Source organism: Azospirillum sp. B2RO_4 (assembly GCF_051124815.1).
GTDB lineage: Bacteria > Pseudomonadota > Alphaproteobacteria > Azospirillales > Azospirillaceae > Azospirillum.
Map to the genome: position 1 here is coordinate 156,589 of NZ_CP118492.1, position 15,196 is coordinate 171,784.

Genomic DNA, 15,196 nt, shown 5'->3' on the forward strand with positions numbered 1-15,196 from the left:
CAGAGGTTGGTTCAGCGTGAGGGTGTCGCCGTTTCGCGGGTGTCGACGGTCGGCTCGACCGACATGCCGGGGCGCAGCAGACCCGACAGGGGGCCGGGATCCAGGACGATCCTCACGGGGATGCGCTGCACGATCTTGGTGAAGTTCCCGGTTGCGTTGTCCGGCGGCAGCAGGGCGAACTCCAGTCCGCTGGCCGGGGACAGGCTGTCGACATGGCCCTTCAGCTCGACGCCGGGGAAGCCGTCCACCGCGATCTCCACCGGCTGACCGGCATGGACGTGGGTCAGCTGGGTTTCCTTGAAGTTCGCGACGACATAGACCGCCTGCAGCGGCACCACGGCCATTAGCTGCGTGCCGGTCTGCACATACTGCCCGACCCGCAGCGAGCGGGCGCCCACCGTGCCGGAGATCGGGGCGGCGATGACCGTGTAGGACAGGTTCAGCCGCGCCTGCTCCAGCGCGCTGCGGCTTCGGTCGCGCTGTGCCACGGCCTTGCCGCGCTCGGTGACCAGCACCGCGATCTTGTTTTCGGCGGCGGCCAGAGCGGCGCGGTCGCCACGCAACTTGGCCTGTGCCTGACCCAAGGTCGACTCCGCCTGCTGCGCCCGCTGGGTGGTGCCGTATCCGGTCCGCATCAGGTTGCTGTAGCGCGCGTTTTCCTTCTGCGCGAAAGCAAGGGCGACCTCGCTCGCCGCCACGTCGGCCCTCTCCTGCTCGATCAGCGACCGCTGCAGCACGATCTGGGCGTCCAGGTTGCGGATCGCCGCTTCCGTCGTCTCCAGGTCCGCCCGTGCCTGATTCAGCGCCACGCGAAAATCGCGGTCGTCGATCCGCGCGAGCGGCTGGCCGGCGGCAACACGCTGGTTGTCCTGCACCAGCACCTCGGCGATATAGCCGGACACCTTGGGCGCGATCACGGTGTGATCGGCTTTGACATAGGCGTCGTCGGTGCTTTCCAGATACCGCCCGACCGTCCAGTAGCGATAGCCGGCGTTGCCGGCCGCGGCGACGCCGCCGAGGAGGGCCAGCACCAGCGCCGCGCGTTTCAACGCCTTGCCCGTGCCGAGTGCGGCAGGCCTCGCCTCGGCCTCTTTGCTGTGAGTGAGCTCAACCATGAAGCCGATCCTTTTCCGAGGGATTACCGGGAGCTGCGGCCGTCCCGGACCGCGTTGTCAGGATGGGATCGGGGTCGCCGGTTGAGAATTCGGGAAAGGCTGGAAAGCTTATCCAGCGTGAGTGGATAATCGTGGCGAACCAAGGTGGCGGGGGTGTGCGTGGACCGGTTGACCAGCCTGACGGCCTTTGTGCGGGTGGTGGAATGCGGCGGCTTTTCCGCGGCGGCGCGGCGCTTGAACATGTCCGTCACCATGGTGAGCAACCATGTCCAGGCGCTGGAGGACCGGCTGGCGGTCCGCCTGCTGAACCGGACCACGCGGCGGGTCAGCCTGACGGATGCCGGGCGTGCCTATTACGACCGCTGCGTCAACATCCTCACCGACCTGGAAGCCGCCGACGAGTTGGCGGTGGCGCTGAACGCGACACCGCGGGGCACCCTGCGCCTGCACATCGGCACACACCTCGCCCGCTTCATCGCACCGGTGATCGGCGACTTCGTCGCGCGCTACCCGGCGATTTCGGTGGAGTTGACCATAGGCGAGGCTTCGGTGGACATCGTGGATGAAGGACTCGACCTGGCGGTGCACCCGTTGCAGCCGCAGAACACCAGCCTGATCTGTCGGCGGCTGACGCCCTGGCGGCACGTGCTGTGCGCGGCGCCGGCCTATCTGGAAAGGCACGGCATTCCCCAAACCCTGGTGGATCTGGCGAACCATAATTGCCTGCGCTACAGCCATTACCCATTCGGCAATGAGTGGCGCTTCACCGGCCCGGACCAGTCTGACCTGTCGGTACGGGTGTCGGGCAATCTGGTGACCAACAGCGCGGAAACCTTGCTGCTGGTCGCATTGAGCGGCGAGGGTTTGCTGCTGCTGCCCAGCTTTATCGTGCTGGACGATTTGCGCAGCGGAGCCCTGTGTCGGCTGCTGCCGGACCTCCGGCCGGTGGAGTTCGCCATCAACGCCATCTATCCGCACCGGGATCACCTGTCCACCAAGGTGAGAACCTTCATCGACCTGCTGGCCGTGCATTTCGCCCGCCATCGCGAATGGCTGAATCCCTTCGACCCCTCCTCCGCGCGGTCGGGAGCCGGACCCGACGGATTGCCCCCGCACCAGGTTTAACGGTCCGACCGGCGGCTTCTTCACGCGGTCGCAATAACGCAGACAATATCAGTCTGCGTTTTCCGCTTGCGCGGTGAAACGCAGACTGATATTGTCTGCGTTATTGGACGGGCAGCCGGATCGTGGTGATCCGCAAGGTTCGAACGCCCGCCGCCGCCATTTCCGGCTTTTCAATCGGGCACCGGATGCCCGCCGGACAGGAGAGGAACTCATGAAAATCGTCGTCATCGGTGGAACGGGGCTGATCGGTTCCAAGCTTGTCGCCATCCTGAGCGCCAGCGGCCATGAGGTCGTGGCCGCCTCGCCCAGCAAGGGCGTGAACACCATCTCCGGCGAGGGATTGGCCGGGGCGCTGGCCGGAGCCGAGGTGGTCGTGGACGTGTCCAATGCCCCGTCCTTCGACGAAACCGTCGTAACCGATTTCTTCCGGACCTCCGGCCGTAATCTGGCCGCGGCTGAGGCGAAGGCCGGCGTCCGCCACCATGTCGCCCTGTCGATTGTCGGCACCGACAGCGTCGCCGACCTCGGCTATTTCCGTGCCAAGGTGGAACAGGAACGGCTGATCGCGCAGTCCGGCATTCCCTACACCATCGTCCGCGCCACCCAATTTCTGGAATTCCTCGCCGGCATCGCCGACGGCCATGCCGATGGCGACACGGTGCGGCTGGCGCCGGTGCAGTTCCAGCCGATTGCCGCGGACGATGTGGCCGCCATCCTGGCCGAGACCGCCCTGGCGCAGCCGCTCAACGGACGCATCGACATCGCCGGTCCGGACCGCGGTCTCTTCGCCGACATCATCGGCCGTTATCTCAAGGCAGTGGGCGACCGCCGCAGCGCCGTCGGCGATCCGGCAGCCCGCTATTTCGGCGGCAGCGTCACCGAATTTTCCCTGGTGCCCACCGGCCCGGCCCGCCTCGGCCGGATCGGTCTGACCGGCTGGCTCGAACGGTCCAAGGCCGGCGCCTGAACGACTTTCCGCCACAGGGCGTCGCCACCCGGCGACCAATCAAAACCGTCGATTGCCGAAGGAGCAGACCCATGAAGCGCTTTATCGCCCCCCTCTTGTTCGCAACGCTGCCGTTCGCCACGGCCCTTGCCGATGCCCCCCAGTCGAAAAATGCCAAGGTGACCTTGGTCTACGAACACGCGCTGCCCGACGTGCCCGGCAAGAGCGTCAAGGGGGTGCTGGTCGAATATGGTCCGGGCGGATATTCGCCTGCCCATACCCATGCCAAGTCGGCGCTCATCTACGCCACCGTGCTGGAGGGGGCGATCCGCAGCAAGGTCAATGACGGCCCGGCCAAAACCTATGGGGCGGGTGAGAACTTCACCGAACTGCCGGGCGACCATCACGGGGTCAGTGCCAACGCCAGCGACACCAAGCCGGCGAAGCTCCTTGCGGTCTTCGTGGTGGACACCGCCGATACGGAGCTGACCACACCGGACAAGAGGTGACGGGGAAGTTGCGGAACAGGGACGGCTTGCGCTTTGAAACGCGGATTATTAATGTCCCTGTTCCTCATTTTCTATCGGAACCGGCCATGGCACATCTCACCGTCAGCGTCGAGTATGGCATTCACTGCCTTCTCTGGCTGGTCTCATCGGGCAACCAGCCACTGAGCAGCCGTGATCTGGCCGAGTTGCAGGGCATCTCGCCGTCCTTTCTGGCCAAGATTTTCCCGAAGCTCGAAAAGGCCGGACTCGTGATGGCCAGCGAAGGCGTGCGCGGCGGCTATCGGCTCGCCAAAGCACCGGAGGACATCACCTTTCTGGACATCGTCGATGCGATTGAAGGCGACAAACCGCTTTTCGATTGCCAGGAAATCCGCGGTCGCTGCGCGGTGTTCGGCCAGCGACCGCCCTCCTGGGCGACATCCGGCGTCTGTGCGGTCCATGCGGTGATGATGCGTGCGGAAAAGGCGATGCGGGCAGTACTGGCCCAAGAGACGCTTGCCAACGTTGCAAACACATTCGGCCGGAAGGCCCCGGCGGAATTCTCCGACGAAATAGCCCATTGGATCCAGGACCGGCTCAGCGCCCGGACCACGACACGCCCATCGCGATCCAGCTGAAACGCCCCTCGATCCGGAAACGGAGGGCCGCGCATCGGGCATCGAGCCTGAAGCCGGAACAGCGAACAGCTCGACCCTCATAAACATGCATCTTCAATGAATTTTTTACCTGCTATCGACCCTCGCGTAGCGGCACGCTCCGCCTGACCTCCGTTTCTGCGCCTGATATCCACTCAATAGGACGACAGGCACCCAGAGTTCTTTTCGAACAGGGTGCGACAATCTGTCCGCTCTTAAAGATGCATTTCCTCAGCATATTATAGCCATGACATCGCGCGATTGGCGCCGCCGGCGACACGCCCGATCCACTTGACACCCACTCACGCTGAAGACGCCGTCGGCCATCGTCGACCGGGCACGCCAGCGCACCAGAGCCAAGGAGCTCACATCATGAAGACTCTCATCCTCACCACACATCACACGCCACGCGACATCAGCGACCGCATCGCGCTGGGCTTCACCAAGGCGCTGCGCCTGCTGGCCGACACCTTCTTCGCCAAGCGCTACGGGCACCGTGCCATCGTGCTGGAAACAGTGGCGGCGGTTCCGGGCATGGTCGGAGCCACATTGCAGCACCTGCGCTGCCTGCGCCGCATGCAGCATGACCAGGGTTGGATTCACACCCTGCTCGACGAGGCCGAGAACGAACGCATGCACCTGATGACCTTCATCGAGGTGGCGAAGCCGAACTGGCTGGAACGGGTCCTGATCCTGCTAACACAGGGCGCCTTCTACAACGCCTTCTTCCTGCTGTACCTGATCTCGCCGAAGACGGCCCACCGCGTGGTCGGCTATTTCGAAGAGGAAGCCGTCATCAGCTACACCGGCTATCTCACCGAAATCGACGCCGGTCGGCATGCCAACCCGCCGGCCCCGCGTCTTGCCATTGATTACTGGCAGCTTCCGGAAACCGCGACCCTGCGTGACGTTGTGCTCGCCGTCCGCAACGACGAAGCGAACCACCGCGACGTGAACCATGGCTTCGCCGATACGCTGGCGGGCCAGCCTTCCGCCGATGCAGGACACGGTGAGGAGCCGCGCAAAGCCGCGTGACCGGAACCTTGGCCCCTCCCCTGCCTCGGAAGGCCGACAGTCCAGCCCATCCCAATTTGCCAAAACACCTTCACCGCCTGAAAGCCAAGAGAGGAAAAGAGATGACACACCGTCTGGACAACCGCGTCGCCGTCGTCACCGGCGCCAGTTCCGGCATCGGCCAGTCCATCGCCGAGCGCTTCCTTGATGAAGGCGCCAAGGTCGCCGTGTTTGCCCGCAACGCGGAAGCCCTGCAGGAGATCGTTGCCAAGGCTCCCGACCGGGTGCTGGCCGTCGTCGGCGACGTGACTGTACGCGCCGACTTGGAGCGTCTGGTGCGGGAAACGACTGGACGTTTCGGCGGTGTGGACATTGTCGTTCCGAATGCCGGCGTCGCCAAGGTGGTGCCGTTCGCCGATAGCGACGAGGATGCCATCCAGGATCAGTTCTCGATCAATGTCGTCGGCGCGCTCCAGACAGTGCGGCTGTTCCTGCCGTCGTTCCGCCGGAACGGGTCCATCGTCTTCATCACCACCTTCCTGGTCCAGGTCGGCTTTCCGGGCCTCGCCGTCTACAGCGCCAGCAAGGCAGCCATCAGTTCGGCAACGAAGACGCTGGCCGCCGAACTCGCACCGCAGGGCATCCGGGTGAACGCCGTGGCCCCTGGCCCGATCGCCACCGCGATCTGGAGCAAGGTCGGCCTGCCCGAGGACGTGCTCGGTCAGGTTGCGGCCAACGTTACCGCCCGCCTGTTCCCGGGCGCCTTCGGCGCTCCGCAGAGCATCGCCGACGCGGCGCTGTTTCTTGCTTCGGACGAGGCGAAGAACATCTACGGTCAGGAAATGGTCGTCGATGGCGGTTACACCATCGGGTGAGGAAGGGCAGTCCGCCTCGGAGCGGGCGGTGGCAAACATCGGCTATGCCAGAGTATCGACTGCCGGTAAGGATCCGGCCCCACCCGTGCCGTTGATTCCACCCGTCAACACGCCTTCGGGCACCCGTTCCAAAACGCTGATGAATGATCCGGGACAGGCCTCCGGCCTTCTCGCCGACCTGGAGGCGATGCGCTACGCCTGAGCGGACGGCTCAGCCGGCACCCTTGAGATAGGCGCGCGGCGACGATCCCAGCACCCGCTTGAACATCGCCGTGAAGGCGGCGGGGTTGTCATAGCCGAGGTCGAGTGCGACCGTGGTGACGGTCTCCCCCGCCACAAGCCGCGGCAGGGCGGCGGCAAGGCAGGCCTGTTGGCGCCATTCCAGGAAACTCAACCCGGTTTCCCGCCGGAACAGTCGGGTGAAGGCACGCCGGCTGACCGCCAGTTCGTCGCACCATTGCTCAATCGTCTCATGCACCGCCGGCTGCCGAAGAAAGCGCCGGCAGCGCTCGGCAAGGGCCGGATTCGTCGGGAAAGGAACGGTCAGCGGCTGGGCCGGCAGATGCTGCATCTCGTATCGGATCAGCGCCATCACCGCGCCGTCGTGACTGTCCGGATCGTAATCCGCCGGAACATCCACCGCGCGGGAAATCAGGCTGCGGATGAAGGGAGAAAGTCCGACCACCTGACAGCGGTCGGGCATGCCGCCGGTCAGGTCCGGATCGAGGTAGAGGCTTTGGGTGGTCACCGCCCCGATCATGCGGACCTCGTGCATGACGCCGGGCGGGATCCACAGGCCGAAGTCCGGCGGCACCACCCACCGCCCTTGCGGCGTCGACATGATCAGCACCCCGGTGATGCCGGAGATCAGCTGTCCGCGCCGGTGCCGATGGAGCGGCAGCGTGCCGCCATCCGGATAATCATGGGTGGTGGCAAGCAACGGCCGCTGGACGGCATCGATCTCGTCGACGCGGACATTTCTGACCATGGCCCGATCTCGTAGGAAACTGGCCTGACCGCGGTGGCGGGCCTTCTCCGCCGACCGTAGGCTTACGGTGCATTCAACGCAACATGCCGGGCGATCCCGTCCCACCCCACCTTCGGGGGATGGTCCGGACCCAACGCCCAAGGCGGAGAGAAGAGGGCATGCCCCCGTGACCGACACCACCATGAGCCGGCCCGGCGCCGGCTCGACGGCCTTTTCCATTCTGGCCGCGATCAGCGCCTGCCATCTGCTCAACGACATGATCCAGTCGCTGCTGCCGGCGGTCTATCCGATCCTGAAGGACGAGTTCGGCCTCAGCTTCGCCCAGCTCGGCCTGCTGACCTTCGTCTATCAGGTCACGGCGTCGCTTCTGCAGCCGTTGGTCGGCCTGTTCACCGACCGCAAGCCGATGCCCTATTCGCTGGTCTTCGGCATGGGTTCCACCCTGCTCGGGCTTCTCACCCTGGCCTGGGCGCCCGGCTTTCCGGCACTGCTCGCCGGCGGGATGCTGCTGGGCTTCGGCTCGTCCGTCTTCCATCCGGAAGCGTCGCGCATCGCGCGGCAGGCCTCCGGCGGTGCCCATGGGCTGGCTCAATCTCTGTTCCAAGTCGGCGGCAATCTCGGCTCCTCGCTCGGCCCGCTGCTGGCGGCCTTCGTCATCCTGCCCCATGGTCAGGGCAGCCTCAGCTGGTTCGCCATCGCCGCCCTTGCGGGCATGGTGGTCATGGTGCGCCTGGGTAGCTGGCAGCGGCTGAACGCCAAACCCCGCACGAGCGGCAGACAGCCCGCGCATCGGTCCGAACTGCCGGCCGGACAGGTCGCCAGGGCGGTCGGCATCCTGATCGCGCTGATCATTTCGAAATACGTCTATCTGGCCAGCATCACCAGCTACTACATATTCTATCTGATCGACCGCTTCGGGCTGTCCACCGGCGACGCCCAGCTGTGCCTGTTCGTCTTCCTGGCGGCAGTCGCGGCGGGAACTGTGATCGGCGGTCCGGTCGGCGACCGCATCGGCCGCAAGACGGTGATCTGGGTCTCCATCCTCGGCATCCTGCCCTTCACCCTCGCCCTGCCCTATGTCGGCCTGACGGCGACGATTGTTCTCAGCGCCGTGATCGGGCTGGCCCTGGCATCGGCCTTCCCCGCCATCGTGGTCTATGCGCAGGAACTGCTGCCCGGCCGGGTCGGTCTGGTGTCGGGGCTGTTCTTCGGGTTGGCCTTCGGCGTCGCCGGCATCGGTGCGGCGGGGCTCGGCGTCGTCGCGGACTGGCGCGGCATCGGCTTCGTCTATACCGCCTGCTCGTTCCTTCCGCTCCTGGGGCTGTTGACCGTCTTCCTGCCGAATGTGGAGCGGCGATAGCCGCCGGCGACGGTGAAGGGATCAAGCGGCCCTACGGCAAAAAGCCCGCGCTCCTGGTCGGAGGCGGGCTTTTTCCTGGCTTGCTGCAGCGAACCGGCAGGTTACTCCGCCGGATCCAGCATGAAATGCCGAACCTTGTGCCGGTTTTCGATCAGTTCGTCGATGGTCGGTTCATTGCGCATCGCCCGGCCGATGGCGATCTTGGTCGCCTCGTAATTGGTGCGGTAGAGATCGGCGCGATCGAGGTTCGGATCGGTGGGGCAGCGGGGATCGATCCAGACCATCACCAGGATGCACAGGTCGTTGATCCCGTCGCGCGGCAGTACGCCTTCGATGACGCAGTCCAGAACGGCGTCTGCGGTGGCCGCTTGGACGACGCCGCCGAACAGGTCGACATAGGCGCTGGACTTCATCGTCACCTTGGACACCATCATGGTGGCCGGACGGACCATCTGGTTGCAATCCCGCACCGCGAACATGCGGGTGTGACCGGCAGTCTGCCCCATCATGGTGGCGAACGCGTGGCCGGCCGGGCCATCGACCGTGCCGATCACGATCTCCGGCATGGCGTCGGTGAACTGGCCTTCCTTGGCGAAGACGGTGGCTTCGCCGACACGGAACAGCGGATTGGTCATGGGATCGATTTTCTCTCGATAAGGGTGACGTTGCCGGTCATCCGGTGCGGATGCCGTTCAGCAGCTGCTCGATGCTGCCGCGCAGCCGTTCGGTCTGGCCGGAGAGGTCCGCAGCGGCGGTCAGGACGTGCCGGGTGGCACTTTCGGTGTCGCGGGCACCGCCGGTGACATGCCGGGCGTTGCGGGCGACCACGCCCGCCCCCGAGGCCGCCTGGTCGATGCTGGCGTGAATGGTGGCCGAGGCAGCGGCCTGCGCCTGCATCGACCGGGCGATGGCCAGCGATACGGTGCTGATCTCCGCGATCACCGCGGTGATGCTTTGCAGGGCCTGGGCGGCGTTGCCGGTCGCATCCTGCATCGCCTGGATCCGAAGCGAGACATCCTGCGTCGCCTTGCCGGTCTGGCTGGCCAGCTGGCGCACCTCCTGCGCCACCACCGCAAAGCCCTTGCCGGCCTCGCCGGCGCGGGCAGCCTCGATGGTGGCGTTCAGAGCCAGGAGGTTGGTCTGTCCGGTGATCTGGTCGATGATGCGCACGACATTGCCGATATCCTCGGCCGACTGCCGCAGGCTGTGCACGGACTCGTCGGCCTTGCGGGCCTGCTCCACCGCCGACTGGGCGATGCGGGCCGAATCGTCGATGCGCGAGCGGATCTCCTCCAACGACCGGAAGGTGTCGTCGGCCAATGCGGCGACCGACTGGACATTGCCGGCGATTTGCTCCGCCGCTACGACGGTGGCGCCCGCCTGCTCGTTGGTGCGGTCGATGATGCCGGTCAGCTGACGCGCGGTGCCGTCCAGCGCGCCCGCCGACGACCCGACCATGTCCAGCCCCTCCATCGCCGTCCGCTCGAAATGGGAAATCAGCTCCTCCAGATGGGCGGAGCGCAGGCGCTGGCGGCGGCGCTCCGCAATATCCTGGAAGGCGGAGCGGACATGGTCGTTCGCGGGTGTCTCCAGAATCTCGTCCGGGGTGCCGATCTGGGTGATGCGCCCGGTCTCCATGAAGGCGATCCGATCGCCAAGCCGCATCGCCTCGTCCGGTTCCTGGGTGGTGAGCAGCACGGCGGCCCGGTGCGCCCGCTGCCAGTCGAGGAACTCGGTCTCCAGTTCCAGCCTCAGGACGGGATCGACCCCGGCGAAGGGCGCATCCATCAGCAACAGCGGCGGATCGGCGATCAGGGAGCGTGCCAGACCGATCCGCAGCCGGGTCTCGGCCGGAACCTCCAGCGGTCGCCGGGCGGCGAATTGCGCCAGCCCCATCTGCGTCAGCAGGGCCAGGGCCCGGTCGCGCCGGTCGCGCCGGCGCAAGCCCGCGATCTCCAGCCCGAAAGCGACATTGTCCAGAACGCTGCGGTTCGGCATCAGCGCCACGGCGCCGAAGGTCATCGCCATGGCGGCGCGGCGGGCAGCCACCAGTTCGGCCGGCTTCATCGTCGCCATGTCGCGCCCGTTCAGGACCACGGTCCCGGCCGTCGGTTCGACCAGCCGGTTCACCAGACGGAGCAGGGTGGACTTGCCTGCGTTGGACCGGCCCAGCACCGTGACGATTTCGCCGGCCGACAGCCCGAACGCCACGTCGGCGACGGCCACCGTGGCGCCGGTTTCCCGCAGAATGTCGGCTGGGTCGACGCCGGCGCGCAGCATGGTCAATGCCTGGGCGGCGTTGCCTCCATAAAGCTTGCAGAGTCCTTCAGCCGACACCATCGCGGCGCTTGCCGACACGGTGCCCTGCATGCGAGCAGACGGGTTCATGGGCGACCTCCGTCGTTGAAGGACTGAAAACCGGAATGGCCGGAGACGGCCGTCCGCCGCGCGGCTGCGCCATGAACGGACCGTCTCCAGGACCTGTGCGGGAAAGGGGGCGCGGCCACCGCCGTTACCAATGCTGTTAAGGGCGGTGGCGACGGGTGCCGATCAAAGCTTGCCGGTGACCCAGTAATCGATCCGGGCCTTGTTGTTCTTGATGTAATTGTCGACCGCCTGCTCGTAGCTGGTCTGACGGGCTTCCTGCATCATCGCTTCCAGATCGCCGATCGGCAGCACCATCCGGTTCAGGAATTCGAAGATTTCCGGATGATCCTGATAGAAGCCCTTGCGGACGAGCGCATTCACGCTTTCCAGCCCGCCCAGCGCACCCTTCGGGTCCTCCAGGTAGCGCAGCTTCCAGTTGGCGAACATCCAGTGCGGGCTCCAGCTCGTCACCACGATCCACTCGTTGCGCTTCATGGCGCGCTCCAGAGCGGCGAGCATCCCGGCGTCACTGGCCGACACCAGCTGCATTCCCTTCAGGTCATAGGTCTTCAGCGCCTTCTCCGACGCCTGCATCAGCCCCGATCCCGGATCGATGCCCTGGATCTTGCCGCCCAGCTTCTGCTGCACGTCCGGCTTCTTGAGATCCTCGATGGATTTGACCTGATCGACGGGGATATAGTCCGGCACCACCCAGCCCAGGCGGGCGCGGGTGTAGAGCGGGCCGAGATCGACCACGTCCTTGCCGACCTTGTCGAGATACGGCTTGTGGGTCAGCGGCTGCCACGACATCAGCATGGCGTCCAGCTTGCCGCTGGCGATGCCCTGATACTGGATGCCGATGTCGGCCATGGTCAACTCGACCTTGTAGCCGTACCGCTCCTCGATCACACGTTTGGCCAGTTTGGTCACCGCCTCGGCGTCGGCCCAGGCCGTCCAGCCGATGTTGATGGACTTCTCGGCGGCCTGCGCCGGGGCGGCGACCATGCCGACACCCACGCTGACCGTCATGGCCGCCGAAAGCAGCACGCCCAAGGCTTTACCGAAGATTTTCATCAAGAAGCCTCCTCTTATCGTTTGTTTGTTTGAACCCGTTTGGTGGAACGTCCAGGCTTTGCCGCGCCGAAGTTTGGATCGGACGCATGCCTGGGCCGACGGCCACCTTCCGGCATCGACGCGGAAAGTCGTTTCCGACCAACGGGTTCTTTGATGGCATCAGTGCTGATTGAGGAAGAATGCCGGCCCCGAAAGCAAAAAACCTTCATCAGAGCGGCAATTCGTATCGGATTTGCGACAGCTTTTTTCGAACCTCGCGCCGCCGGAGAATGTTGCCCGGTTTTCAGGCAGATGTTTCAAAGTCTTTCATTGAAATAGGGAAACGCTACGACTGCTCCATGGACACGAGGCGTCATGGATCCGGATCGGCACCCTCCGGCCGGCGGCAGGCCGCGCTCCCGCAAGACCGGAATGGCCATTGTTCTTGAATAATCACGACATGTCGCAAAACGACTATTGTCGAAGTCCAGCTTGCGCAAAAAGACAGGTGCGCCTGTCGGCCTTTTTAAAGTTGATGTCGCATTCCAGAACGCGGCACGCCGCGGCGGGCGGCAGGCTGTGTGTCGTGGAATCGAAAATAGCAACAGCCCGGTCAAGGCTGAAGCGGTTCCGCGAACACCCGGCCCCACTCCCGCAGAAGGTCAACCGCCATGTCGTCCGAGATTTCCATAGAAGCCCTGCTGACGCGCCGCAAGAAGGGCCACAGCCTGGAGGCCCCGTTCTATACCAGCGAGGAGATCTTCAAGCTGGACATGGAGATCATCTTCGGCCGCCACTGGCTGCATGTGGGTGTGGAGCCGGACGTGGCGGAGCCGGGCGACGTGATGGTTGTGGATATCGGCAAGACCTCCGTCATCGTCATGCGCGACGACGACATGGAACTGCGGGCCTATCACAATGTCTGCCGCCATCGCGGCGCGCGCATCATCCTCCAGGAGAAGACCTCGGTCGGCAATCTGGTCTGCAGCTATCACCAGTGGACCTACGGCCAGGACGGCGAGCTTCTGTTCGCCGAGCATATGGGCAACGACTTCGACCGCAAATGCCGGAACCTGAAGAAGGTGCACATCCGGTCGGTCGGCGGCCTGATCTTCATCTGCCTGGCGGAGGAAGCGCCGGACGACATCGACCGCATGGCGGCGGTCATCGAGCCCTACATCCTTCCGCATGATCTGAAGAACTGCAAGATCGCCAAGACGGTGGACCTGATCGAGAAGGGCAACTGGAAGCTCACGATGGAGAACAATCGTGAATGCTACCACTGCGTCGGCAACCATCCGGAACTGACCATCCCGTTGTTCGAATACGGCTTCGGCTTTGCACCCGACGGCACCAACCCTAAGCGGATGGAACATGCCGCCAAGTACGACGCGCTGGTGCAGACCTGCCACACCGGCTGGGAAGCGGCCGGTTTCCCCAGCCGCGAGGTCGAACACCTGACCGACACCACCGGCTTCCGAGCCGAGCGCCTGCCGCTGGACGGCGCCGGCGAGGCGCACACCAAGGATACCCGCAGCGCTTCCAAGAAGCTGCTGGGCTCGATCACCGAGCGCAAGCTGGGCGCCCTGTCCTTCTGGACCCAGCCGAACTCGTGGAACCACTTCATGAGCGACCACATCGTCACCTTCTCGGTGTTCCCGATCGGTCCCGACCGCAATCTGCTGCGCACCCGCTGGCTGGTCCACAAGGACGCGGTCGAGGGCGTCGACTACGACCTGAACCGCCTGACGGAGGTGTGGGAAGCGACCAACCAGCAGGATGCCGATCTGGTCGAAATCTCGCACAACGGCGCCATCAGCCCCGCTTACGAGCCGGGCCCCTATTCGCCCTACACCGAGCCCCTCGTGGAGAAGTTCACGGAATGGTATGTCGGCCGCATGTCCGAGCATCTGCTGGGCAAGCAGGCGCCGGTGAGCGTCGCGGCCGAATGACGTGACACAGAGAGGCGATCCCGGCCGGCAGGCCGCCGGGATCGCCTTCGGTTCAAGGCTCAGGGTCCAGGGCTCAAGATAGAGAGATGACGATGCAGCAGGATGCGGCTCCGCCTCCGGTCCGGAATTGGGATCCGGAAATCGACGACACGCTGGTGTGCCGGGCGGTGCGGAACGAGACGCATGACGTGAAGACCTTCGTCTTCGCACCGCGGAACCCCTGCCTGTTCCGGTTCAAGCCAGGTCAGTTCATCACGCTGGAACTGCCGATCGGCGGCGGAATTATTCACCGCAGCTACACCGTCTCCTCCTCCGCCGCGCGGCCGCACCGGCTCTCGATCACCGTCAAGCGTGTGCCCGGCGGTCCGGTATCGAACTGGCTGCACGACACGCTGAAGCCCGGCGACACCATCCGCGCGGTCGGCCCGCTCGGCGAATTCACGCCGGGGGAAACCGGGACACCGCGCAAGTTCCTGTTCCTGTCCGGCGGCAGCGGCGTCACGCCCCTGATGTCGATGACCCGGACCTTCGACGATCTGGGCGAGGATCACGACATCGTCTTCGTCCATGCCGCCCGCACGCCTGCCGACATCGTCTTCCGGCGCGAACTGGACGCGCTGACCGGTCCCGGCCGGCGCCTGCGCGTCGCCCATGTGTGCGAGGGCATCGGCACCGAATCCCATTGGGCCGGCTTCACCGGCCGGCTGTCTCTGCCGATGCTTGGAATGATCGCTCCGGACTTCAAGGAGCGGGAGGTCTATGTCTGCGGCCCAAGCCCCTTCATGAAGGCGGTGCGCGCCTTCCTTGAGGAGGGTGGCTTCGACATGAGCCGCTACCATCAGGAAAGCTTCAATTTCGAGGAACTGACGGCCGAGCTTGCCGCGGGAGAGCCGGCGGCGCCATCCGCTCCGGCCCAGGTGGCCGCGCCCACCGACGGCTTCCGCGTCGAATTCGCGAAGACCGGCAAGGTGTTTCCCTGTCCACCGGACATGGCCGTGGCCGATGCGGCATCGGCCGCGGACGTCCGGGTTCCGACCTCCTGCTCGCGCGGGATGTGCGGGACCTGCAAGACGAAGTTGATCTCCGGCACGGTGGAAATGAGCCACACCGGCGGCATCCGCAAACGCGAAATCGACCAGGGGTTGATCCTGCTCTGTTGCAGCCGCCCGACCAGTGATCTGGTGATAGAGCGTTAGAATCATCGCCAACGAATTGTCTTCCGGGGAGCGGGCCGTTGACGCTACCATCCCGAAGGAC

15 protein-coding genes are annotated in these 15,196 nt (G+C 65.1%); 10 read left to right on the forward strand and 5 right to left on the reverse strand.

What is annotated here, in order from left to right:
• Positions 1-11 precede the first annotated feature (11 nt).
• The gene (locus PWS46_RS30330) at positions 12-1,115 is read right to left on the reverse strand and encodes an HlyD family secretion protein (protein WP_434625709.1); all 1,104 of its coding nucleotides are present in this window, start codon (positions 1,113-1,115) and stop codon (positions 12-14) included.
• 159 nt (positions 1,116-1,274) lie between these two features.
• Here PWS46_RS30330 and PWS46_RS30335 point away from each other — a divergent pair, with 159 nt between their 5' ends.
• The 7 genes from PWS46_RS30335 to PWS46_RS30365 all read left to right on the forward strand — a co-directional run bounded on the left by PWS46_RS30335 (position 1,275) and on the right by PWS46_RS30365 (position 6,421).
• On the forward strand, positions 1,275-2,240 hold the full coding sequence (locus tag PWS46_RS30335) for a LysR family transcriptional regulator (RefSeq protein WP_434625710.1): 966 nt from the start codon (positions 1,275-1,277) through the stop codon (positions 2,238-2,240).
• 211 nt (positions 2,241-2,451) lie between these two features.
• Entirely contained in the window at positions 2,452-3,207 is a 756-nt protein-coding gene (locus PWS46_RS30340; protein WP_434625712.1) for an SDR family oxidoreductase, read from the forward strand.
• Positions 3,208-3,278: 71 nt separating this feature from the next.
• The gene (locus PWS46_RS30345) at positions 3,279-3,695 is read left to right on the forward strand and encodes a cupin domain-containing protein (RefSeq protein WP_434625714.1); all 417 of its coding nucleotides are present in this window, start codon (positions 3,279-3,281) and stop codon (positions 3,693-3,695) included.
• Positions 3,696-3,781: 86 nt separating this feature from the next.
• Entirely contained in the window at positions 3,782-4,312 is a 531-nt protein-coding gene (locus PWS46_RS30350) for an RrF2 family transcriptional regulator (protein ID WP_434625716.1), read from the forward strand.
• Between the two features lie 390 nt (positions 4,313-4,702).
• Positions 4,703-5,365, forward strand: a complete 663-nt coding sequence (locus PWS46_RS30355) for an alternative oxidase (RefSeq protein WP_434625718.1) — start codon at positions 4,703-4,705, stop codon at positions 5,363-5,365.
• Between the two features lie 101 nt (positions 5,366-5,466).
• The gene (locus PWS46_RS30360; RefSeq protein WP_434625720.1) at positions 5,467-6,219 is read left to right on the forward strand and encodes an SDR family NAD(P)-dependent oxidoreductase; all 753 of its coding nucleotides are present in this window, start codon (positions 5,467-5,469) and stop codon (positions 6,217-6,219) included.
• Between the two features lie 28 nt (positions 6,220-6,247).
• On the forward strand, positions 6,248-6,421 hold the full coding sequence (locus PWS46_RS30365) for a hypothetical protein (RefSeq protein WP_434625722.1): 174 nt from the start codon (positions 6,248-6,250) through the stop codon (positions 6,419-6,421).
• Positions 6,422-6,430: 9 nt separating this feature from the next.
• On the opposite strand, the gene PWS46_RS30370 is transcribed toward PWS46_RS30365, so the two are convergent.
• Positions 6,431-7,207, reverse strand: a complete 777-nt coding sequence (locus PWS46_RS30370) for an AraC family transcriptional regulator (protein ID WP_434625724.1) — start codon at positions 7,205-7,207, stop codon at positions 6,431-6,433.
• A gap of 181 nt (positions 7,208-7,388) precedes the next feature.
• Between PWS46_RS30370 and PWS46_RS30375 the strand changes: the two genes are divergently transcribed.
• Positions 7,389-8,567, forward strand: a complete 1,179-nt coding sequence (locus tag PWS46_RS30375) for an MFS transporter (protein WP_434626036.1) — start codon at positions 7,389-7,391, stop codon at positions 8,565-8,567.
• A gap of 101 nt (positions 8,568-8,668) precedes the next feature.
• Here the strand turns inward: PWS46_RS30375 and fae are convergent, their stop codons facing one another.
• From fae to PWS46_RS30390, 3 genes are all read right to left on the reverse strand, one after another.
• On the reverse strand, positions 8,669-9,202 hold the full coding sequence (gene fae, locus PWS46_RS30380; protein ID WP_434625726.1) for a formaldehyde-activating enzyme: 534 nt from the start codon (positions 9,200-9,202) through the stop codon (positions 8,669-8,671).
• 37 nt (positions 9,203-9,239) lie between these two features.
• A complete protein-coding gene (locus PWS46_RS30385) occupies positions 9,240-10,955 on the reverse strand; it encodes a methyl-accepting chemotaxis protein (protein WP_434625728.1) in 1,716 nt (571 codons plus the stop codon).
• Positions 10,956-11,117: 162 nt separating this feature from the next.
• The gene (locus PWS46_RS30390) at positions 11,118-12,008 is read right to left on the reverse strand and encodes a glycine betaine ABC transporter substrate-binding protein (RefSeq protein ID WP_434625730.1); all 891 of its coding nucleotides are present in this window, start codon (positions 12,006-12,008) and stop codon (positions 11,118-11,120) included.
• Between the two features lie 650 nt (positions 12,009-12,658).
• Here PWS46_RS30390 and PWS46_RS30395 point away from each other — a divergent pair.
• Together PWS46_RS30395 and PWS46_RS30400 are read left to right on the forward strand one after the other, a co-directional pair.
• On the forward strand, positions 12,659-13,939 hold the full coding sequence (locus PWS46_RS30395; protein WP_434625732.1) for an aromatic ring-hydroxylating oxygenase subunit alpha: 1,281 nt from the start codon (positions 12,659-12,661) through the stop codon (positions 13,937-13,939).
• 92 nt (positions 13,940-14,031) lie between these two features.
• Positions 14,032-15,135: an FAD-binding oxidoreductase gene (locus PWS46_RS30400; protein WP_434626038.1), complete on the forward strand. Its 1,104-nt coding sequence runs from the start codon at positions 14,032-14,034 to the stop codon at positions 15,133-15,135.
• Positions 15,136-15,196 lie beyond the last annotated feature (61 nt).

Coding starts and splice junctions, on each gene's coding strand:
- PWS46_RS30385 (WP_434625728.1), bottom strand. CDS start 10,955: ATGAACCCGTCTGCTCGCATGCAGGGCACCGTGTCGGCAAGCGCCGCG.
- PWS46_RS30350 (WP_434625716.1), top strand. CDS start 3,782: ATGGCACATCTCACCGTCAGCGTCGAGTATGGCATTCACTGCCTTCTC.
- PWS46_RS30400 (WP_434626038.1), top strand. CDS start 14,032: ATGCAGCAGGATGCGGCTCCGCCTCCGGTCCGGAATTGGGATCCGGAA.
- PWS46_RS30370 (WP_434625724.1), bottom strand. CDS start 7,207: ATGGTCAGAAATGTCCGCGTCGACGAGATCGATGCCGTCCAGCGGCCG.
- PWS46_RS30355 (WP_434625718.1), top strand. CDS start 4,703: ATGAAGACTCTCATCCTCACCACACATCACACGCCACGCGACATCAGC.
- PWS46_RS30395 (WP_434625732.1), top strand. CDS start 12,659: ATGTCGTCCGAGATTTCCATAGAAGCCCTGCTGACGCGCCGCAAGAAG.
- PWS46_RS30340 (WP_434625712.1), top strand. CDS start 2,452: ATGAAAATCGTCGTCATCGGTGGAACGGGGCTGATCGGTTCCAAGCTT.
- PWS46_RS30345 (WP_434625714.1), top strand. CDS start 3,279: ATGAAGCGCTTTATCGCCCCCCTCTTGTTCGCAACGCTGCCGTTCGCC.
- fae (WP_434625726.1), bottom strand. CDS start 9,202: ATGACCAATCCGCTGTTCCGTGTCGGCGAAGCCACCGTCTTCGCCAAG.
- PWS46_RS30390 (WP_434625730.1), bottom strand. CDS start 12,008: ATGAAAATCTTCGGTAAAGCCTTGGGCGTGCTGCTTTCGGCGGCCATG.
- PWS46_RS30375 (WP_434626036.1), top strand. CDS start 7,389: ATGAGCCGGCCCGGCGCCGGCTCGACGGCCTTTTCCATTCTGGCCGCG.
- PWS46_RS30360 (WP_434625720.1), top strand. CDS start 5,467: ATGACACACCGTCTGGACAACCGCGTCGCCGTCGTCACCGGCGCCAGT.
- PWS46_RS30330 (WP_434625709.1), bottom strand. CDS start 1,115: ATGGTTGAGCTCACTCACAGCAAAGAGGCCGAGGCGAGGCCTGCCGCA.